The organism is Streptomyces xylophagus, assembly GCF_000716435.1.
In the GTDB taxonomy this organism is placed as follows: Bacteria; Actinomycetota; Actinomycetes; order Streptomycetales; family Streptomycetaceae; genus Streptomyces; species Streptomyces xylophagus.
In genome coordinates this window covers 248076-267853 of record NZ_JNWO01000019.1, presented here as the reverse complement: position 1 = coordinate 267853, position 19778 = coordinate 248076, and the positions used below count along the sequence as shown (strand labels likewise).

At 69.5% G+C, this 19778-nt stretch carries 15 protein-coding genes; 8 read left to right on the top strand and 7 right to left on the bottom strand.

Going from position 1 to position 19778, the window contains the following annotated elements:
• Nucleotides 1–42: 42 nt before the first annotated feature.
• The 3 genes from OO70_RS35470 to OO70_RS35460 form a co-directional block, all read right to left on the bottom strand.
• Nucleotides 43–3603 (bottom strand): choice-of-anchor D domain-containing protein, encoded by a 3561-nt coding sequence (locus OO70_RS35470; protein WP_043680595.1) that lies wholly within the window; start codon nucleotides 3601–3603, stop codon nucleotides 43–45.
• Nucleotides 3604–3847: 244 nt separating this feature from the next.
• Nucleotides 3848–6256: a carbohydrate-binding protein gene (locus OO70_RS35465; protein WP_234337017.1), complete on the bottom strand. Its 2409-nt coding sequence runs from the start codon at nucleotides 6254–6256 to the stop codon at nucleotides 3848–3850.
• Between the two features lie 193 nt (nucleotides 6257–6449).
• Nucleotides 6450–7115, bottom strand: coding sequence for a TetR/AcrR family transcriptional regulator (locus OO70_RS35460; protein WP_043680714.1), 666 nt, complete (start codon nucleotides 7113–7115; stop codon nucleotides 6450–6452).
• A 109-nt stretch (nucleotides 7116–7224) separates the two neighbouring features.
• On the opposite strand from OO70_RS35460, the gene OO70_RS35455 reads away from it, so the two are divergent.
• The gene (locus OO70_RS35455; protein WP_043680592.1) at nucleotides 7225–8172 is read left to right on the top strand and encodes an SDR family NAD(P)-dependent oxidoreductase; all 948 of its coding nucleotides are present in this window, start codon (nucleotides 7225–7227) and stop codon (nucleotides 8170–8172) included.
• 67 nt (nucleotides 8173–8239) lie between these two features.
• On the opposite strand, the gene OO70_RS35450 is transcribed toward OO70_RS35455, so the two are convergent.
• The 3 genes from OO70_RS35450 to OO70_RS35440 all read right to left on the bottom strand — a co-directional run bounded on the left by OO70_RS35450 (nucleotide 8240) and on the right by OO70_RS35440 (nucleotide 11452).
• Nucleotides 8240–9430, bottom strand: coding sequence for an extracellular solute-binding protein (locus OO70_RS35450; protein WP_043680589.1), 1191 nt, complete (start codon nucleotides 9428–9430; stop codon nucleotides 8240–8242).
• Between the two features lie 109 nt (nucleotides 9431–9539).
• Complete coding sequence (locus OO70_RS35445) at nucleotides 9540–10763, bottom strand: sensor histidine kinase (protein ID WP_043680586.1); 1224 nt, start codon at nucleotides 10761–10763, stop codon at nucleotides 9540–9542.
• A 32-nt stretch (nucleotides 10764–10795) separates the two neighbouring features.
• A complete protein-coding gene (locus OO70_RS35440; protein WP_043680583.1) occupies nucleotides 10796–11452 on the bottom strand; it encodes a response regulator transcription factor in 657 nt (218 codons plus the stop codon).
• Nucleotides 11453–11575: 123 nt separating this feature from the next.
• On the opposite strand from OO70_RS35440, the gene OO70_RS35435 reads away from it, so the two are divergent.
• Nucleotides 11576–12190 (top strand): hypothetical protein, encoded by a 615-nt coding sequence (locus OO70_RS35435; RefSeq protein ID WP_043680580.1) that lies wholly within the window; start codon nucleotides 11576–11578, stop codon nucleotides 12188–12190.
• Nucleotides 12191–12277: 87 nt separating this feature from the next.
• Here OO70_RS35435 and OO70_RS35430 read toward each other — a convergent pair whose 3' ends face one another.
• Nucleotides 12278–13717, bottom strand: a complete 1440-nt coding sequence (locus OO70_RS35430; RefSeq protein WP_043680578.1) for a gamma-aminobutyraldehyde dehydrogenase — start codon at nucleotides 13715–13717, stop codon at nucleotides 12278–12280.
• A gap of 165 nt (nucleotides 13718–13882) precedes the next feature.
• Between OO70_RS35430 and OO70_RS35425 the strand changes: the two genes are divergently transcribed.
• The 6 genes from OO70_RS35425 (at nucleotide 13883) to OO70_RS35400 (ending at nucleotide 19626) form a co-directional block, all read left to right on the top strand.
• Nucleotides 13883–14398 (top strand): Lrp/AsnC family transcriptional regulator, encoded by a 516-nt coding sequence (locus OO70_RS35425; RefSeq protein WP_043680575.1) that lies wholly within the window; start codon nucleotides 13883–13885, stop codon nucleotides 14396–14398.
• Nucleotides 14383–15762 (top strand): aspartate aminotransferase family protein, encoded by a 1380-nt coding sequence (locus OO70_RS35420; RefSeq protein ID WP_043680573.1) that lies wholly within the window; start codon nucleotides 14383–14385, stop codon nucleotides 15760–15762. Before OO70_RS35425 ends, OO70_RS35420 begins: the two co-directional genes overlap by 16 nt.
• A gap of 192 nt (nucleotides 15763–15954) precedes the next feature.
• Nucleotides 15955–16695: an ABC transporter ATP-binding protein gene (locus OO70_RS35415; RefSeq protein ID WP_043680570.1), complete on the top strand. Its 741-nt coding sequence runs from the start codon at nucleotides 15955–15957 to the stop codon at nucleotides 16693–16695.
• Nucleotides 16677–18008 carry a hypothetical protein gene (locus OO70_RS35410; RefSeq protein WP_043680567.1) on the top strand — a complete coding sequence of 444 codons (1332 nt, stop codon included), beginning with the start codon at nucleotides 16677–16679 and terminating at the stop codon, nucleotides 18006–18008. Before OO70_RS35415 ends, OO70_RS35410 begins: the two co-directional genes overlap by 19 nt.
• A 63-nt stretch (nucleotides 18009–18071) precedes the next feature.
• Complete coding sequence (locus tag OO70_RS35405; RefSeq protein ID WP_043680565.1) at nucleotides 18072–18479, top strand: VOC family protein; 408 nt, start codon at nucleotides 18072–18074, stop codon at nucleotides 18477–18479.
• 25 nt (nucleotides 18480–18504) lie between these two features.
• A complete protein-coding gene (locus OO70_RS35400; RefSeq protein WP_043680563.1) occupies nucleotides 18505–19626 on the top strand; it encodes an LOG family protein in 1122 nt (373 codons plus the stop codon).
• Nucleotides 19627–19778: the final 152 nt, after the last annotated feature.

The window sequence follows — 19778 nt, the reverse complement described above, 5'->3', positions numbered from 1 at the left end:
GCCGCCGGACGCGCCCGCGCCCGGCGGCACCGTCAGGTCAGGTCAGGTGTTCCAGACCTGGAACTCGGAGATCTGGCCGGCCGGCCAGCCGGTGTTGGCGGTGATGTTCACCCGGAGGAATCGCTGGGTGGTCGCGGTGAACGAGATGGTCACCGTGTTGTTGGTGGTGGGGTCGAAGGTGTACGTGGCCGACGACTTGAGGGTGGTGAAGGTCGAGCCGTCGGTGCTGCCCGAGAGGGTCAGCGTCTGGTTGCGGGCGCCCCAGGTCGCGGGGAGCTGGAGGACGACGCGGCTCGCGCTCTGCGCCGAACCGAGGTCGACCTGGACCCACTGCGGGAAGGCGTTGTTGGCGCTCTCCCAGTAGGTGCCCTGGTTCCCGTCCGTCACGTTCGACGACGGGTAGACGTCGGTGTGGCTGGACTCGGTGGTGGCCGCGCCGGCCGCCAGGTTCCTGCTCACCGTGCCGGCGCCGGTACCGGTCAGCGCGACCGTGGTCGTGCCGTTCGACGCGTTGCTGGCGATGCTGAGATCGCCGGTGCGGGTGCCGGAGGCGGTGGGTGTGAACGTGACGGCAACCGTGCAGGAGGCGTTCGCCGCGATCGACGACCCGCAGGTGTTGGTCTGCGCGAAGTCGCCCGTGGCGGTGATGCCGGAGACGGTCGCGGCGGCGGTACCGGTGTTGGTCACCGTGACCGTCTGCGCGCTGCTGGCGGTGTTGAGCGCCTGGGTGGGATACGTCAACGACGCCGGGCTTGCCGACAGGGTCGCCGGTGACGAGCCGCCGTCACTGGGGAACACCTCGAAGTCCGACAACTGGGCCGCGTTCCAGCCGGTGTTGGCGGTGATGTTCACCCGCACGTAGCGCGCCGTGGCGGAACTGAACGTGATGGTCACCGTGTTGTTGTTGGCGCTCGGGTCGAAGGTGTAGCCCGCCGAGGCCTTGATCGTGGAGAAGCTGGAGCCGTCCGTGGAGCCCTGCACCGACAGGGTCTGCGTGCGCGTCGACCACGCCGTCGCCGGCGGGAGTTTGAGCACGACCTTGCCGACGCCGTAGTTCTGGCCTAGGTCGACCTGGGCCCACTGCGGGAACGAACCGAGCGTGCCTTCCCAGTACGTCGACGCGTCCGTGTCGGTGAGGTTCGAGGCGACGTACGGGCTGCTGCTCGAACTCGCCGACGCCGGCCGCCCGGCGGCGATGTTCGTGGTGCTGTCGATACCGGTGCCGGTGAGGGCGACGGTGGTCGGGCTGTTGTTGGCGTTGCTGGTGACGGTCAGGTTGCCCGCACGCGCTCCGCCCGCGGTGGGCTTGAAGCCGACGTTGACCGTGCAGGACGCGCCGACCGCGAGGGTGGAGCAGTTGTTGGTCTGGCTGAAGTCACCGGTCGCCGCGACGGCCGAGACGGTCGCCGACGCCGTACCGGAGTTGGTCACCGTCACCGTCTGCGCGGTGGCCGAGGAGCCGACCACCGTACCGGCGAAGGACAGGCTCCCCGGATCGGTGTTCAGCACCGGGCCCGGCGCGGTGCCGGTACCGGAGAGGCTGACCGTGTTGGTGATCCCGCCCGCGTTCACGGTCAGGGATCCGCTACGGCTGCCGGTCGCCGTCGGCGCGAACTTCACGCTGACGGTGCAGGAGCCGTTCGCCGCGATCGACGAACCGCAGGTGTTGGTCTGGGAGTAGTCGCCGCTGGTGGAGATCGACGAGACGGACGCGACGCTGTTGGTCGGGTTGGAGACCGTCACGGTCTGCGCGGCGCTCGTCGAACCGGTCGCCACGGAACCGAAGTTGAGCGCGCCGGGGGTGGCCGTCACGCCCTCGGGCGGGTAGGGCGGGAAGACCGGAGTCGGCCAACCGCCGCAGTACGGCGTGCCGCTGATGCCGGAGTTGCCGCCGCCGTCGGTGACGACGAAGTTGCCGCCCGAGCAGTTGTAGACCGGGGACGAGTAACCGACGCCGGTGGCCGTGACGTTGGTGAACTTGGCGGCGCCGCCGGTCTGTTCCTGGAGGGCGAAGGTGCCGGTGCCGGCGATGGTGACGTTGTTGAGGTTGACGCCGCTGATGGTGCCCTCGACCCACTGGACGGCTTCGTACGGGCTCTGCTGGATCAGCGCGTTGGTGACGTTGATGGGGCCGGTGATCGCGCCCTGGCTGCCGTCGAACCACAACGCCCCTACGCCGAACTGCCAGTTGGGGTCGAGACTGCCGGCCCGGATCATGGTGTTGTCGGAGATCGTGGTGGTGCCGACCGGCGTCGACGTGAAGCGCTGCCCCACGTGGATGCCGCCGCCCTGGGCGAGGCCGGTGTCCACGACCCGGTTGCCGCTGACGGTGTTGTCGTGGCCGCCGTAGATCGCGATGGCGTTGGCGAGGATCTGCAGGGACACGGTGTTGTTGGAGATCGTGTCGTTGGCGTCGGCGCCGATGCCGGAGTCCGCCCAGGTGGCGACGCCGTCGTCGCCGGTGTTGCGGATGTCGCTGTTGGTCACCTTCGAGTTGGTGACGCCGCCGTGGAAGTTGATGCCGTCGGCGGTGGTGTCCCGGATGCGCATGCCGGTGAACGTCAGCCCGTCCATCGGCCCGTCCATCCAGGCGCCGACCTTCATGTGGTCGATCCACAGGTTGGACACGGTCGAGTCGCTCATCGCGCCGCCGATGCCGTTGACCTGCGCGCTGTCGTCGCGTTCCTGCACATTGCCGAAGATCGCGAAGTTCTGCAGGCGCACACCGGTGCTCGCGTTGGGCGCCGAGTTGCCGTAGAAGCCGGGGGCCGTGCCGACGACGGTCGAGTACCACATGCCGGCGCCGGCGATCGTGACGTTGTTGACGCTGATGTGACCGGGGATGTTGAAGGTGCCCGGCGGGATCCACACTGTGCCGCCGGGGCCCGCCGAGCTGATCGCGGCGTTGAACGCGCTGGTCGCGTCGGCCACACCAGTCGCGTCGGCGCCCTTGCTGGTCACCGACACCGACCCGGAGGGGGCGGTCAGCGCGGCGCCGACCTGCTCGAAGTCGGCGAAGTCGATCGTGTACGAGGAGGCGGTGTCGCCCGCGTCGACCTGGAACTTGAAGGTCGTTCCGGCCGGATACGTGGTGGAGAACAGGCGGTGGGCCTCGTCGTAGAAGTGGTGCGGGTTGCTGCCCGGCGTGTTGGTGAACGGGTAGCTGCCGTAGTACCAGCTGTAGGCGTTGGTCAGGGTGAAGTCGGGCTGCTTGACGCCGTTGACGTACAGCGACAGCGCGGCGGTGTAGACCGAGCCACCCGAGGTGTCGGGGATGCTGTACCGGAAGTTGATCGAGTTGGTCGCCACCGGCGTGGTGAACGTGACGTACTGGCCGGTGCCCTGGAGCGTCGTCGCCTTGCGGTACGACGCCTCGTCGGCGAGCTGGCCCTGGGCGTAACTCGGGCCGATGTTCGTGCCGTTGTTGGCGGAGTTCTCCGCCTGCACCTCGACGTACGGAAGGCTCGCGCCGCTGCCGCCGGTGGCGGTGGACGCCGCCCAGGCGGCTGGAGCGGCCAGGGCGAAGACGCCTACGGCGGCCAGCATCGCGGTGCTGACCGCCCAGACAAGGGCTCGTCTCAGTTCTCGGATGGAATGGAACACGTGCCACTCCTTTGATCACGAAATGCCGCAACTGTTCCGCGGGCATCGCCAGGGAGGGGAGGGAGACGGGGGATTGGTGACGATGCATGGGGGACCGTAATGTCATAGACATGATCACGCAATAACTAGACAGAACTCTGCAACAAACAAAAACGCGACCCGCAAGATCTCATGCGGGCCGCGCATATGCCGGTGCCGCCGGACGAAGGGTCCGGCGGCACCGTGGGGAGGGTGGGGTCAGGGGTCAGGTGGCCGATGACTTCAAGGTGGTGGCGGCGGTGCCGGGGGTGTCCGAACTCGCGGCGAAGTTCAGGTAGTTGATGTTCCAGCCGCCGGTGTCCTGGTCGAGCGTCAGAACCTGCCGGCCGGCGGGCAGGGTCACGTGGGTGGTCACGGTGGACCAGGTCTGCCAGTCGCCGGTGGCGGGCAGGTCGACGGGGCCGGTGAGGTTCGTGCCGGAGGCGTCCGACAGGTGCAGCGCGCCTGCCACTGCGGAGGGCGCGGCGACACGGAGGTCGAGGGTGTAGGTACCGGCCGCGGCGACGTCGACCGTGTAGCGGAACCACTGCCCTGGACCGGTCCAACCCAGGTTGTGACCGCCCCCTGTGTCCGAGGTGTTGTCGAGGTCGACGCCGTCGGCCCGGTAGGAGTTGGCGTTGCCGTTGACAGAGGTGACGTTGTACGCGACGCCCTGACCGCCGGTGTCGTAGTCCTCCGCCTGGACCGTTCCAGGCACGGCGGCCGGGGTGCCCCCGTAGGGGCCCTCGGGAGCGGGCGGCGGCCAGTGGTTGTCGCTCAACTTGGCGGTGAAACCGGTGGAGTTGTTGACGAAGGCCGAGGTGCCGGGGTCGAGTCCGGTGACCGTGTTGCCGGTGATCGTCGCGGAGCCGGTGGGCGCGGGGTAGAACGGCGGCGAGATCACGATGCCGTTGCGGCCGGGGTCGTTGACCGTGTTGTCCTGGAGCAGGGTGTTGGTCGAGGTGGAGAAGCCGATCCCGTCGTAGAGGGAGTCGGTGACGGTGTTGCCGGTCACCGTGACCTTGTCGACGGTCCCGGTGTTCTGTCCGTCGCCGCCGTTGCCGATGTGCAGGGCGGGTTGACCCTGGCTGTAGGCGTTGCCGCCGGAGCGGACCACGGTGTTGCCGGTCACGGTCGCGGACAGCAGGTCGCTGCCGTTGACACCGAAGCGTCCGGCGCCCAGACCGATGTAACGGGCCGTGTCGCTGATGTAGTTGTCCTTGACCTGGTGGCCGCTGCCGCCGTAGATCCCGACGCCCTTGCCGCCCCAGGGTGCGATCGAGGTGTTGTCGCTGACGGTGACATTCGTCATCGGGTTGTAGTAGGTCTTCGAACCGTCGCCGTTGGTGTTGTAGTTCACCGAGTTGATGGCGATCGCGTCGTCCCCGGTGCCCCGGACGAAGTTGTTGGTGACCGTCAGGTCGTTGCCCGTGTCCGCGCCCAGCGACACGTTGTTGACGTTGATCCCGTCCGCCCAGACCGACGTCAGCCTGCTGTTCTTCACCGTCCCGCCGGTGCCGGAGGCCCAGAAGCCCGACATGGTGTGCTGGGTCCAGATGCCGTCGGCCAGCCAGTCGGTACCGGTGGTGTCCATCGCGCCGCCGTCCCCGCCGACGGTGCTCCGGCTAACCGCGTTGGCGTCGATGTGGAAGTCACGCACCGTGCAGGAGGTCAGGTCGAACAGGGCTGCCAGCGGGGTGGAGTTGGGGACGGGTACGTCACGGTAGATCGTGCTGTACCAGAGCCCCGCGCCCGCGATGGTGATCCCCTGTGCGTCCAGCCCCGCGGTGCCCTTCACATAGAAGGTGCCCTGCGGAATCCACAGGGTCCTGCCCTGCTGCTGGGCCTGGTCGATGCAGCTCTGGATGGCGGCCCGGCTGTCCACCGACTGGCTGTCGGCGGCGCCGTTGGTCGGGTTGTCGTCCGCCACCGCGCCGCAACTCGTGATCGAGATGGAGTCCGCGGGCTGCGTGCGCGGCGCCGGCGGGTTCTCCACGTCGACGGAGTCCACGTCGTAGAAGGACGCGCTGTTGTCGGAGTCCTTCCGCAGCGAGAACGTGGCGCCCGCCGGGATCGGGGCCCCGGTGACGAAGGTGTGCGACTCGTCCCAGAAGACCCTCGGGTCGCCGTCGGCCGGGTTCTGGTTGTCGCTCGTGTTGTAGTTGCCGTTGCCCTCGTACACCCAGCTCTGCTTCGAGTTGAGGTCCAGCGCCTGCCGGAACACCCCGTCGACGTACAGGTCCAGCGTCCCGGTGACACCACCGCCGGACGCCGAATCCGGAATGCCGGCGCGGACGTTGAGGAAGGAGATCGGCTGCCCGGTGGCGTTCGTCCACTGCACGGACTGGCCGGTGCCGTCCAGGTGGACGTACGAATGGCCCGAGGCCTCCAGGGCCGCGCTCGAGTACTGCGTCGTCGGCGCGGAGGTCAGCGACCGAACGGCCGCACCACCGCCGGGCGTTCCGGCCTCGGCCTCGTACACCGAGAAGGACGTGGCCGCACCGACCGCCGGGCTCACCGCCTCCTTGGTAGGCGACGGCTCCTGTGCGGCGGCCGGTAAGACGGACACGCACAGCGCGCCGACCGCGGCGACGACGGCCACCGCCAGTCGCCGGGGTCTCGGGATCGTCAGCATCTGATGCTCCTTCGCGGAGTGGGGGGGAAACCGGCGCCCCGAACGTACAGAGCACGCATCGACCCCGCTAGATTCCGACGAAGCAAAGAATTATTCACGCAAGCTGACGCAAGTTTCTTGCAGCGATCCGCAAATCACAGATGCAGCAAGCGCGAGAAAAACTGAGGTTCCGGCCTGTCCAGTGCACCGCTGGTCAGCGGCGGGGCAGCACGCCCAGGAGGGTTGCGGTCAGGGCCAGCTTCAGGGAGTCCTTCAGTTCCAGGTGGAGGCGGGCCAGGTCGGGTTCGGCCCGGTAGGCCGCCTGCAGGCTGGGCGGGGGTGTGCTGTACGCCGACAGCGCGCCGGCCATGACCATGGTCCGCAGGCTGAACAGCGTCGCGTTCTCGCCCAGCTCCGGCAGGCACTTCTGGAGCAGGGCGGTCATGGTCGCCAGGCGGTCCAGGGAGGCGCGCTTGTAGCGTGCTACGACCTCGACGGAGACGTTGTGTTCCAGGACGCCGCCCTGTGCGCCGAAGAGGTCGCACAGCACCACCCGGCCGGAGAGTGAGCGGCTGAGGATCTCGGCCACCGCCGCCGCCCGCTCGGCCATGGGCAGATCTTCGTCGACGCCGGCGGCCAACTCGCCCGCCAGTCCCGTCAGCCACTCCTGCAGGAACTGGTCCAGCAGTTCCAGCAGCACCGCCTCGCGGGACTCGAAGTAGCGCAGCACGTTCGGCTTCGCCAGGCCCACCCGGCGGCTGAGCTCGTTCAGGGTGACCGCGGCCACGGGCATCTCGTCGAGCATCGCCGACGCCCCGTCGAGGATCGCCCGCCGGCGGATCGCCCGCTGCTCTTCGGTTCGCGCCCGCTGGAAAGTCACGATCACCAGCCTAACTTACGTACCTGCGGTACGTTGACAACGTACCGAAAGTACTTTAGCGTCGCCAATGCAAGATACCTTCGGTACGTTAGATGATGGGGAGCCCGACATGAGCGAGAAGTGGACGACGGCGAACATTCCGGACCAGCACGGGCGGGTGGCCGTGGTGACCGGGGCCAACACCGGACTGGGGTACGAGACCGCCAAGGCGCTCGCCGAGCGCGGGGCCTCCGTGGTCCTCGCCGTGCGCAACACCGAGAAGGGCGAGCAGGCCGCGGCCCGCATGACCGGCGACGTGACCGTGCAGGCACTGGACCTGACCTCGCTCGACTCCGTCCGGACCGCGGCGGCGGCGCTGCGGTCCCGGTTCGACCGGATCGACCTGCTCATCAACAACGCCGGCGTGATGTACACCCCGAAGCAGACCACCCGGGACGGCTTCGAGATGCAGTTCGGCACCAACCACCTCGGCCACTTCGCGCTCACCGGGCTGCTGCTGGACCTGATGCTGCCGGTGCCCGGCTCGCGCGTGGTGACGGTCAGCAGCACCGGCCACCGCATCCGGGCCGCGATCCACTTCGACGACCTGCAGTGGGAGCGGTCCTACAGCCGGGTCGCCGCCTACGGTCAGTCCAAGCTGGCCAACCTGATGTTCACGTACGAGCTGCAGCGCCGGCTCGCCCCGCACGGCACCACCGTCGCGCTGGCCGCGCACCCCGGCATCTCCAGCACCGAGCTCGCCCGCAACACCCCCGCGGCCCTCCGGGTTCCGATCACCTGGCTCGCGCCGCTGATCAGCCAGCCGGCGGCGATGGGCGCACTGCCGACCCTGCGCGCCGCCACCGACCCCGCCGCACTCGGCGGCCAGTACTACGGCCCCGGCGGACGCAACGAGGTCAAGGGCCACCCCCGGCTGGTCACCTCCAGCCCGCAGTCGTACGAGGCAGCCGTCCAGCAGCGGCTGTGGACCGTCTCCGAAGACCTCACCGGAGTGACGTTCCCCGTCGTCCAGCCCCAGCAGAACCCGCTCCCCTCCGGATCGGCCCTCACGAAGTAGGACCGACGAGGGGATGAACCTCGGCTCCACCTGCCCCCGCGACCGATCAATAGCGGGACGCGCCCCCCTACAACCCCACGATCTTGTTCCACTCCTTCGCGAACTCCACCCGCTCCGTCGACGTGATGTCCCGCGCGATCGCGAGGTGCTTGCGCATCGTGGTGTCCGGGAAGATCAGGGGGTTCTCGGCGAGGGCCGCGGTGTCCTTGTCCTTGGAGGCGGCGAGGACGGCCTGGGCGGCGGGGACGGGGCAGACGTAGTTGACCCAGGCGGCGAGTTCGGCGGCGACCTCGGGGTCGTAGTAGTAGTCGATCAGGCGTTCCGCGTTGGTCTTGTGGCGGGCCAGGTCGGGGATCATCAGGGAGTCCGCCCAGAGTTCGGCGCCCGACTCGGGGACGACGAAGCGGATGTCCGGGATGTCGGCCTGGAGCTGGATCACGTCGCCGGAGTAGGCCTGGCAGGCCAGGACGTCACCGCTGACCAGGTCCTTGGTGTAGTCGTTGCCGGTGAAGCGGCGGATCTGCTTCCTGCTGATCTGCGTCTGCACCTGGTCGCACACCTTGTGGAAGTCCGCGGCGGTCCACTTGGTGATGTCGACGCCGTTGCCCTGCATCAGCAGCGCGAACGCCTCGTCGAGGCCGGAGAGCAGGGTGACCCGGCCCTTGAGGTCGCTCGCCCACAGGTCGGAGACCTGACGGATCTCGCGGCCGAGCTTGCGGCGGTTGTACGCGATACCGGTGATGCCCGACTGCCACGGCACCGTGTACCGGCGGCCCGGGTCGAACGCGGGCGAGCTGAGCTGCGGGTCGAGGTACTTCGCCACGTTGGGCTGCGCGGACCGGTCCATCCGCTGGACCCAGCCGAGGCGGACGAACCGCGCGCACATCCAGTCGCTCATGACGATCAGGTCGCGACCGGTCTGCTGGTGGTTCATGAGCGCCGGGCTGATCTTGCCGAAGAACTCGTCGTTGTCGTTGATCTCCTCGATGTAGTCGACGGAGATCCCGGTGCGCTTCTCGAAGGCGTCCAGGGTGGGCCGCTTCGTCTCGTCGTTGTCGTCGGTGTCGATGTACAACGGCCAGTTCGCCCAGGTCAGCCGCTTGTCCGTGGCGGACAGATCGGCGCCTGCACGGTCCCCCGCCTTCACATACGCGGCGGGCACACCGCACCCGGCGAGCGCGCCGAGCGCGGCGGTGCCTCCGAGCGCGCGCAGCAGGGAGCGGCGGGAGGGCGGGAACGACTTCGGAGTCTGGGGCACCCGCGCAGCATGACCCGCCGAGCCGTGTCCGATCAATGGACGCTGCGTCGAGCGCGGTCCCGCGGACCCGACACCTTGTCGATCGGTCGGCCGTGAAGTAACCGCCTGTTCACACGGCGCGTGTGCGCGCAGGAACCCCGGCAGGCGCAGGTGCCGGCACCGGGACAGCCACCGGCACATACCTCGGCAGGCTCACCTCCACCACCAGTCCGCCCCGAGGACGCGTCCGCGCCCACACCCGACCCCCGTGCGCCGCCACGACCGCCGCCACGATGGACATGCCGAGGCCGAGCCCCTCCCGCTTACGGACCCGCTCCGCGCCCAGCCGCCGGAACGGCTCGAAGAGCCCCGCCGCCTGGTCGGCCGCGATCACCGGCCCACTGTTCTCGATCCGCAGCCCGGGCCTGCCCAGCGCGTCGAGCCCCGTCCACACGCTCACCCAACTCCCCTCCGCCGACGGGAGATTGTGCCGTACGGCGTTGTCGGTCAGGTTGACGACCAGCCGCTCGATGAGCTGCGGATCACCGTGCACGGGAGCGGATTCGAGCCTGGCCTCGACGCGCAGGTCGGCGTCACCCGGGCCCGCGTCGGGCAGCCGGTCCCGTACGACCGCCGCGAGATCGACGAACTCCCGCGCCTCCAGCCCCCGTTGGCTACGCGCCAGCGTCAACAGCGCCTCGATCAGCCGCTCCTGCTCCTGCCCCGCCGCCCGCACCCGCGCCAGCGCCGCCCGCAGCACCCGCACCGCCGCGTCCGGATCGGCGAGGGTGACATCCACGATGGCCTGCTGGAGCGTGAGCGGGGTGCGCAGTTCGTGCGAGGCGTTCGCGACGAACTGCTTCTGCGCCTCGAACGCGCCCTCCAGCCGGGCCAGTACGGCGTCGAAGGTGTCCGCCATCGCCTTCAGCTCGTCGTCAGGACCGGGCACCGCGAGCCGTGCGTGCAGGTTGTCGGCGGAGATCCGCCGGGCGGAGGCCGTCATCGTGCGCAGCGGCGACAGCACCCGGCCGGCCATCACCCAGCCCAGCACGAGCGACGCCACGGTCATCACGGCGAGCGCGACGACGGCGTAGACGACCAGCTGGTGCAACTGGTCGCTGCGGGCGGCCTCGGCGACGGCGGTGAGGGTCGGCGCGTTCACGGCGGGTGTGCCGCCGACCACTTGGGTGCTCTTGCCAGGGGTCGCGGACACGCCGGCGGTGGTGTGGGCGAGCAGGTACACGAAGGTCAGCAGGAGCGCGCCGGCCATCACGAACAACGCGCCGTAGAGAAGCGTGAGGCGCCAGCGGACGGTGCGCGGCCCGTGCAGCCGCCGCAGGACCCGTGCCCTCATCGGATCGTCCGCCCGCCGCTGGCCCCACGCCCTCATCGGATGCGGTACCCGGCGCGGTCCACCGTCTCGACCAACGGCGGCTCCCCCAGCTTGCGGCGCAGTCTGCTGACGGTCACCTTCACGGTCTGGCTGAACGGATCGGCGGCCTCGTCCCATGCCCGCTCCAGGAGTTCCTCGGTGGACACGACCGTCCCCTGCGCGCCGAGAAGGAGTTCGAGCACGGCGAACTCCTTGGGGCTGAGCGGCAGTTGGCAGCCGGCCCGGGTGGCTTCCCGCCGTGCCGGGTCGAGCCGGAGTTCGCCGCGCACCAGGACCGGCGGCAGCGCGGGTTGCGCACGGCGTGCCAACGCCCTGATGCGGGCGACGAGTTCGGTGAACGCGAACGGCTTGGGCAGATAGTCGTCGGCGCCGAGCCCGAGCCCCGCGACCCGGTCGGCGACGGTCCCGGACGCGGTGAGCATCAGCAGCCGCGCCCGACTGTCCCCGGCGGCGAGCGTCCGGCACACCTGGTCGCCGTGCACGCCGGGCAGATCCCGGTCGAGCACGACGACGTCGTAGCCGTTGATCTCCGCGCGCTCCAAAGCCGTAGGGCCGTCGAACGCGAGGTCGACCGCCATGCCCTCGCGGCGCAGTCCCGCCGCCACCGTCTCGGCGAGTTCTTCGTGGTCCTCGACCACCAGCACACGCATGGCCGTCAGTGTGGCGGGCGGGCGGTTACACGGATATAAGGGCGGCCGTTCCCGTGGCGTAACCGGGCGAGCGGTTGTGTGGGTCCCGCCCAGCAGTACCCGCACACAGCAGCAGGAGGAACCATGCGTCCACTGGCGACCAGGCCGCAGCGGCTCGCCCTCGGGATCGCCGTACTGTCCGCCGCCGCGCTCGGCACCGTCACCGCCTCGGCGGCTCCCGCGTCCCACACGACGAACTCCGATTCCCACCGGACGGTCGTCGCCGGCAAGACCCTCGTCAAGCAGAAAGGCCAGGGCGGCAAGGAGTTCGGGTCCGCCAAGGGCATCCCCTTCGCGGTCGCGTACACACCGACCGCGAACGCACCCGGTGACCTCAACGCGGCGAACACGCGCTTCGCCAAGTGCATGCGGGCGCAGGGGCAGTCGGTCTTCCCCGGCTTCCACGCGTCCAAGGGCGCGGACGGCGGCGTCATGCTGCGCGTGAACATCAACGGCAAGGGCGGCCCGGGGTTCGACCCGACGTCGGCCGGCTACAAGAAGGCCGTCAGCACCTGCGGACCCATCCTGAAGAAGACCGGCATCTCCTTCCCGAACCCCGGCGACCTGCCGTCGCCGCCGTCGTCGTTGCCGGCCCCCGGCAAGGGAGAGGGCGGCATCACCCAGCATCCCGAGCCCGGCAGGCCGGGGAAGGTCACGTCCGAACTGCCCTCGCTGAGCAGCGTCTTCAAGCACGCCTGACCACTGAGGAGGGGGAAAAGAGGGGGGAACAGCGCGGCCCCGGACGGTGAACTCCCGTCCGGGGCCGCGCACTTGTGGTCGTACGAGCTACGCGTCCAGCGACGTCATCACGTGCTTGATGCGGGTGTAGTCCTCGAAGCCGTACGCCGAAAGGTCCTTGCCGTAGCCCGACTTCTTGAAGCCGCCGTGCGGCATCTCCGCGACCAGCGGGATGTGGGTGTTGATCCACACGCAGCCGAAGTCGAGCACCTTCGACATCCGCATCGCGCGGGCGTGGTCCTTGGTCCACACCGAGGAGGCGAGGGCGTAGTCGACACCGTTGGCCCACTCGACGGCCTGCGCCTCGTCCGTGAAGGACTGAACGGTGATGACCGGTCCGAAGACCTCGTTCTGGATGATCTCGTCGTCCTGCTTGAGGCCGGAGACGACGGTCGGCGCGTAGAAGTATCCGACCTCGCCGACCCGGTGACCGCCCGACTCCACCTTCGCGTGCGCGGGCAGCCGCTCGATGAAGCCGGTGACCTGCTTGAGCTGGTTCGGGTTGTTGAGCGGGCCGTAGAGCACGTCCTCGTCGTCCGGCTGACCGGTCTTCGTCTCCGCCGCCGCCTTGGCGAGCGCCGCCACGAACTCGTCGTGGATCGACTCCTGGACCAGCACGCGCGTCGCCGCCGTGCAGTCCTGCCCGGCGTTGAAGAAGCCCGCGACCGAGATGTCCTCGACGGCCTTGGCGATGTCGGTGTCCTCGAAGACGACGACGGGGGCCTTGCCGCCCAGCTCCAGGTGGACCCTCTTGAGGTCCTTGGACGCGGACTCGGCGACCGACATACCGGCGCGCACGGAGCCGGTGATGGAGGCCATCGCCGGGGTGTGGTGCTCGACCATCAGGCGGCCGGTGTCGCGGTCGCCGGTGACGACGTTGAAGACGCCCTTGGGGAGGATCGAGCCGAGGATCTCGGCGATCAGGACGGTGGAGGCGGGGGTGGTGTCCGAGGGCTTCAACACCACCGTGTTGCCGGCCGCCAGCGCCGGGGCGAACTTCCAGACCGCCATCATCATCGGGTAGTTCCAGGGCGCGACCTGCGCGCAGACGCCGATCGGCTCGCGCCGGATGATGGAGGTCATGCCCTCCATGTACTCGCCGGCCGAACGGCCTTCGAGCATCCGGGCGGCACCCGCGAAGAAGCGGATCTGGTCGACCATCGGCGGGATTTCCTCGGAGCGGGTGAGCCCGATCGGCTTGCCGGTGTTCTCCACCTCGGCCGCGATCAGTTCCTCCGCGCGCTCCTCGAACGCGTCCGCGATCTTCAGCAGGGCGCGCTGCCGAGCCGCGGGAGTCTCGTCCCGCCAGGCCGGGAAGGCCGCCGCGGCGGCCGCCATCGCGGCATCCACGTCCGCCGCCCCGGACAGCGGGGCGGTGGCATACGCCTCGCCGGTCGCCGGGTTGACCACCTCGGTGGTCCGTCCGTCGGCGGCGTCCCGGAACTCACCGTCGATGTAATTGCGCAGACGACGCAGCTCGGTGCTCACTGCCGGCCCTCCAAGTTCAGGTGTCCAATCACTGAGACACCCACCCTAATCGCCCGGGCCACGTTTTCAACACCCCCGATCGCACCAAGACTGCGAAATCCGCAAGTCTCGACCACGTAAACAACGAATTTCATCGAAGCAGCCTTGCGGAACTGTCGAGACGTCGTGCACAGTGAAGCCGTGGCCAGTCGCAGCGCAGAACCCAGGGACTCCCGCGAGTCCAGGAACGGGACCCCTCACCTGGATTCCGTCTCTCTCGCCATCATCGAGCAGCTCCAGGAGGACGGCCGCCGGCCGTACGCCGCGATCGGCAAGGCCGTGGGCCTCTCCGAGGCGGCCGTGCGCCAGCGCGTCCAGAAGCTGCTCGACCAGGGCGTCATGCAGATCGTCGCCGTCACGGACCCGCTCACCGTGGGCTTCCGCAGACAGGCGATGGTCGGTGTCAACGTCGAGGGCGACGTCGAGAACGTGGCGGACGCGCTGACGGCCATGCCGGAAGTGGAGTACGTGGTGATGACCGCGGGCTCGTACGACCTCCTCGCCGAGATCGTCTGCGAGGACGACGACCACCTGCTGGACGTCATCAACAAACGCATTCGGGCGCTGCCCGGCGTGCGCTCCACCGAGAGCTTCGTTTATCTGAAGCTCAAGAAGCAGACCTACATGTGGGGAACCCGATAACCGTGAGCAAGGACCTCAGCCGCACCGCGTACGACCACCTGTGGATGCACTTCACCCGCATGTCCTCGTACGAGAACGCGCCCGTTCCCACGATCGTCCGTGGTGAGGGCACCTACATCTACGACGACAAGGGCAAGCGCTACCTCGACGGTCTCGCGGGTCTGTTCGTGGTCCAGGCCGGTCACGGCCGCGCCGAGCTGGCCGAGACCGCCGCCAAGCAGGCGCAGGAGCTGGCGTTCTTCCCCATCTGGTCGTACGCCCACCCGAAGGCCGTTGAGCTGGCGGAGCGTCTCGCCCACTACGCGCCCGGCGACCTGAACAAGGTCTTCTTCACCACCGGCGGCGGCGAGGCCGTCGAGACCGCCTGGAAGCTCGCCAAGCAGTACTTCAAGCTCCAGGGCAAGCCGACCAAGTACAAGGTCATCTCGCGCGCGGTCGCCTACCACGGCACCCCGCAGGGCGCCCTGTCCATCACCGGACTCCCGGCGCTGAAGGCTCCCTTCGAGCCCCTCGTGCCCGGCGCGCACAAGGTCCCGAACACCAACATCTACCGCGCCCCGCTCTTCGGCGACGACCCGAAGGCCTTCGGCCGCTGGGCCGCCGACCAGATCGAGCAGCAGATCCTCATGGAGGGCCCGGAGACGGTCGCCGCGGTCTTCCTGGAGCCGGTGCAGAACGCCGGCGGCTGCTTCCCGCCGCCGCCCGGCTACTTCCAGCGGGTCCGCGAGATCTGCGACCAGTACGACGTGCTCCTGGTCTCCGACGAGGTCATCTGCGCCTTCGGCCGCCTCGGCACGATGTTCGCCTGCGACAAGTTCGACTACGTCCCGGACATGATCACCTGCGCCAAGGGCATGACCTCGGGCTACTCCCCGATCGGCGCCTGCATCATCTCCGACCGCCTGGCCGAGCCGTTCTACAAGGGCGACAACACCTTCCTGCACGGCTACACCTTCGGCGGCCACCCGGTCTCCGCCGCGGTCGGCCTCGCCAACCTCGACATCTTCGAGCGCGAGGGCCTCAACCAGCACGTCCTCGACAACGAGGCCAACTTCCTGCAGACCCTGCAGAAGCTGCACGACCTCCCGATCGTCGGCGACGTCCGCGGCAACGGCTTCTTCTACGGCATCGAGCTGGTCAAGGACAAGGCCACCAAGGAGACCTTCACGGACGAGGAGTCGGAGCGCGTGCTCTACGGCTTCGTCTCCAAGAAGCTCTTCGAGTACGGCCTCTACTGCCGCGCCGACGACCGCGGTGACCCGGTCATCCAGCTGTCGCCGCCGCTGATCTCCGACCAGTCGACCTTCGACGAGATCGAGGGCATCGTCCGCCAGGTGCTCACGGAGGCCTGGACGAAGCTCTAGCCTTCGGCAGTTCAGCGGTTTATACGGCCCGGGGTGCACCCGTACGAGTGGGAAGGATGCACCCCGGGCCGTGTGCTGTCCGGGGTCGCGCCCCCTCCTCCTTAGCGTGCCTGGTAACCGATCGGCCCTGTCCTCGTTCCCCCGCTCGGGGGATGCGATACGGGAAAACGGATCTGAACGAGGTGTACGCGCATGGTGGCCCCGCCGGACAACGACGTGCTCTGGGCACGTGCCCTGCACTTCCAGCACCACGACGGAACGCCCGCGCTCAGCGGTGTCTCGCTCGGTGTCCGGGAGGGCGAGATCCTCGCCGTCAACGGCCCGCGCGGCAGCGGCAAGACGACCCTGCTGCGCTGCCTCGCCGGTCTCGAGCGGCCCCGGCAGGGCGAGGTCTGGTTCAACAGCGTGCCCGTACACACCATGGGCCCGATGACCCGCGAACGGCTGCGCCGCGACCGCTTCGGCTGGATCGACCCGGCGCCCGTCCTCGTCCCGGAGCTGAACGTCTGGGAGAACGCGGCCCTCCCCCTGATGCTGCGCGGCACCAGCCGCCGCCGGGCCAAGACCGCCGCCCTGGAGTGGCTGGACCGCCTCGACATCGGCGACCACGCCCGCAAACGCCCGCACGAACTGCGCCAGGCGGAGCGCCAGCGCGTCTCCATCGCCCGCGCGCTGGCTCCGGCGCCGACGGTCCTGTTCGCCGACGAGCCGACGGCCCCGCTGTACCGCGCGGACCGCGCCCAGGTCCTGCGCACGCTCACCACCGCCGCCCGCTCGCACGGCATCACGGTCGTCCTCGCGACCCACGAGGCGGAGACCGCGGCCCTCGCGGACCGTACGGTGTCGCTGCTCGACGGACGCCGTGTGAACACGGTTCACCTTCCCCCGGTCACCGAGACGGAAGGCCGGGCCGCGTGCTCGCTCTCCGTCTGACCCGCGGCTCGCACCCCGCCGTCCAACTGCGCCGCCTGCTGGTCGCGGTGGCCTCGGCGGGCACGGGCTTCCTGCTGCTGTGCACCCTGGGCTACGCGATGGGCCACCCCGACTCCCCCGCCGCCTCGGCCCTGCGCCTCGGCTGGTGCGCGACCCCGCTGGCCGCCACCGTGTACTTCGCGGTGGCCGTCGCCCGCACCGACCCGGCGACGAAACCCCGCCCCGGCCTCTCCGCGATCGGCCTCGGCTCGGGCCGCCTGATGGCGATCTCGGCGACGACGACCGCCCTCGCCTGCACCCTCGGCTCCATGCTGGCCCTCCTCTTCTTCCTCCACCTCCGCGGCGACCTCACCGGCATGCCCTTCGACGGAGCGGCGGCGGAGTTCCTGGCCTCGGACCAACCCCTGCCCCTCCCGGCCGCGTTGACCCTCCTCGCACTCGTCCCGGTGATCGCCTCCGTCGCGGTGGCCCTCGTCCTACGGCCCCGGGACATCCGCCCCGCCTCCGAGAAGGGCCCGGCGAGGTCGTACGGCCGCTTCGGCGCGTACGGCCGCTCGGGCTCACGGGAGACCTTCGGGACGTACGGACGCTTCGGCGCGCGCCTGCGTGGCGGTGGTCGTAGCGAGACGGAGGACGGAACCGCCGAACAGCCTGAGCCGACCCCCGCCCCCGACCCGGACCCCTCCCGCCCTCCGGCCCCCCGTGAGGCCCCCCGCGGCCTCCCCTGGGGCATTGCTGTACTTGCGGCCGGGCTCGCCGTGGAGGCGTACGCGAGCCGGGCGAAGGACGGCGGCGGGCTGTCGCTGCCCGGCGGGCTCGCGGACGGGCCCGCGAGTGTCCTGGTCGGCTGGGTGCTGACCGCGATCGGTCTTGCGCTGGCCGGTCCCGGGCTCACGCACCTGTGCGGGCGGCTGCTCCAGTCCGTCAGCCCGGGCGCGCTGCGGCTGCTGGCCGGGCGGGTGCTGATGGAGGAGGCGACGCGGATCGGACGCCCGCTGGGCGTGGTCTGCGCGGTGGCGTCCGGCGCGTTCGCGATGACGGCGCTCTACGACCCGAACGCCCCGTCCTTCGGCCCGCTGACCACCCTCGGCGGACTCCTGGTCACCGGCTGCACGGTGGCGACCCTGCTCACCGCCGCCCTGGAGGCCAAGCACGCCCGCGCCGACACCACGGCCGCGCTGCTCCGCCTCGGCGCCCCCGCGACCATGCTGCGCAGCGCCGCCGCCCTGCGCGCGGGCGCGCTGCTCGCCCTGTTCCTCCCGCTGACCCTGCTCGTGGCCGAGCTGGCGGCCTTGCCGCTGGCCGGCCGATGAGTTTCGCGTCGGCCGCCGGTCTACCCACCGATTAGCACGCACGCCCGATGGGAGAGACCCAGCATGTACCAGCAGATGATCTTCGTGAACCTGGCCGTGAACGACGTCGACGCGTCGAGGAAGTTCTTCACGGAGCTCGGCTACTCGATCAACCCCCAGTTCAGCACCGACGAGTGCGCCTGCGTCGTGATCAGCGACACCATCGTCGCGATGCTCCTCAGCAAGCAGCGCTACAGCGACTTCACGAAGAAGGAGATCGTGGACTCGACGAAGAGCAGTGAGGTGCTGCTGTGTCTGAGCGCCGAGAGCCGCGAGAAGGTCGACGAGCTCGTCAACCAGGCCATCGCGTCCGGTGGTTCCGGCAACGACGACGCGATCGACCAGGGCTTCATGTACGGCCGTTCCTTCGACGACCTCGACGGCCACTCCTGGGAGGTCATGTGGATGGACCCGGCGGCCGTCCAGAGCTGACCGACCCGGTGCCTAGCATGGGCCCGTGCAGACGAGCCCGGCCCATGCGGCCCACCACGACGAACGCGAGATCGAGACGGTCGAGGACTTCGACGCGACCGTCTCGTCCCGCGGCACCCTCGCCGGATACCGCGTCCAGGGCGGCGATCTGACGGACCGTACGCGGGAGTTGCTCACCACCAGCACCGTCGGCGCCGTCTTCCTCGGCTGCCCGATGCGCGACGAGGCGGCCGCGAAGATCCGTGCCGACGGCGCCCTGGTCTTCCCGCCCGTGCCGCACCTCCCCTTCGACCCCTACCGCGGCCATCTCTACACGCCGGCCGAGCTGTTCGCCTCGCTCGACAAGGGGTACGAGCGGACGCCGGACGCGCTCGCGTACGCCTGGTTCCAGCAGACCAAGGCCGACGGCGACGTCTACGCGTCGATGCTGCGCGCCGTCCACGACGACTCGATCTCCGACGCCCTCGACGAACTCCTGCGCGGGGCGCGGGTGGTGGGCGTGATGGGCGGCCACGCGATGGCACGCGGAACGGCGGCCTACGGCGGTGCCGCGCGCCTCGGCCGCGAGCTGAGCCGCGCCGGGTTCACGGTGGCGACCGGCGGCGGGCCGGGTGCCATGGAGGCGGCGAACCTGGGCGCGTACGCGGCACCGTACGAGGACGCCATGCTGGAGGAGGCGTGCGAACTCCTCGCAAAATCACCCTCGTTCAGCCCTTCGATCACGGACTGGGCGCAGCGCGCCTTCGAGGTCCGCACCCGCTGGCCGAAGGGCAACCATTCGCTCGGCATCCCGACGTGGTTCTACGGCCATGAGCCGCCGAACGCCTTCGCCTCGCACATCGCCAAGTACTTCGCCAACGCCACCCGCGAGGACGGTCTGTTGGCCCGCTCGAACGCGGGTGTGGTGTTTCTGCCGGGCGCGGCCGGGACCGTACAGGAGATCTTCGACAACGCGACGCCGAACTACTACGAGTCGCGGGGCGAGCCCACGCCGATGGTGCTCGTGGACCGGGAGCACTGGACGGAGCGGCTGCCCGCGTGGCCGCTCCTGCGTGCACTTGCCCAGGAACGGTCAATGGAGGCCCGTATCACCCTCGTTGACCGGATCGAGGAGGCTCCGGTCGCATTGAAACGCCTCACAGTGTAAAACGCAGGCAAAGACAACTGCTGTACCCCACATTCGCATTGACACTGCTTACGCAGCACTTATAGACCAGTGAGACTCCTGGGGGTGGTGATGCTCACCTCAACGCTGCCTCATCTCCCCCTTCACCCCCCGCAGTTGCACATCCCGTGAAG

Bases quoted from the DNA above. Each gene is read 5' to 3' on its own strand.
- OO70_RS35415 (WP_043680570.1), top strand. From the start codon at position 15,955: ATGGTGGCCCCGCCGGACAACGACGTGCTCTGGGCACGTGCCCTGCAC.
- OO70_RS35465 (WP_234337017.1), bottom strand. From the start codon at position 6,256: ATGCTGACGATCCCGAGACCCCGGCGACTGGCGGTGGCCGTCGTCGCC.
- OO70_RS35455 (WP_043680592.1), top strand. From the start codon at position 7,225: ATGAGCGAGAAGTGGACGACGGCGAACATTCCGGACCAGCACGGGCGG.
- OO70_RS35445 (WP_043680586.1), bottom strand. From the start codon at position 10,763: ATGAGGGCACGGGTCCTGCGGCGGCTGCACGGGCCGCGCACCGTCCGC.
- OO70_RS35405 (WP_043680565.1), top strand. From the start codon at position 18,072: ATGTACCAGCAGATGATCTTCGTGAACCTGGCCGTGAACGACGTCGAC.
- OO70_RS35435 (WP_043680580.1), top strand. From the start codon at position 11,576: ATGCGTCCACTGGCGACCAGGCCGCAGCGGCTCGCCCTCGGGATCGCC.
- OO70_RS35440 (WP_043680583.1), bottom strand. From the start codon at position 11,452: ATGCGTGTGCTGGTGGTCGAGGACCACGAAGAACTCGCCGAGACGGTG.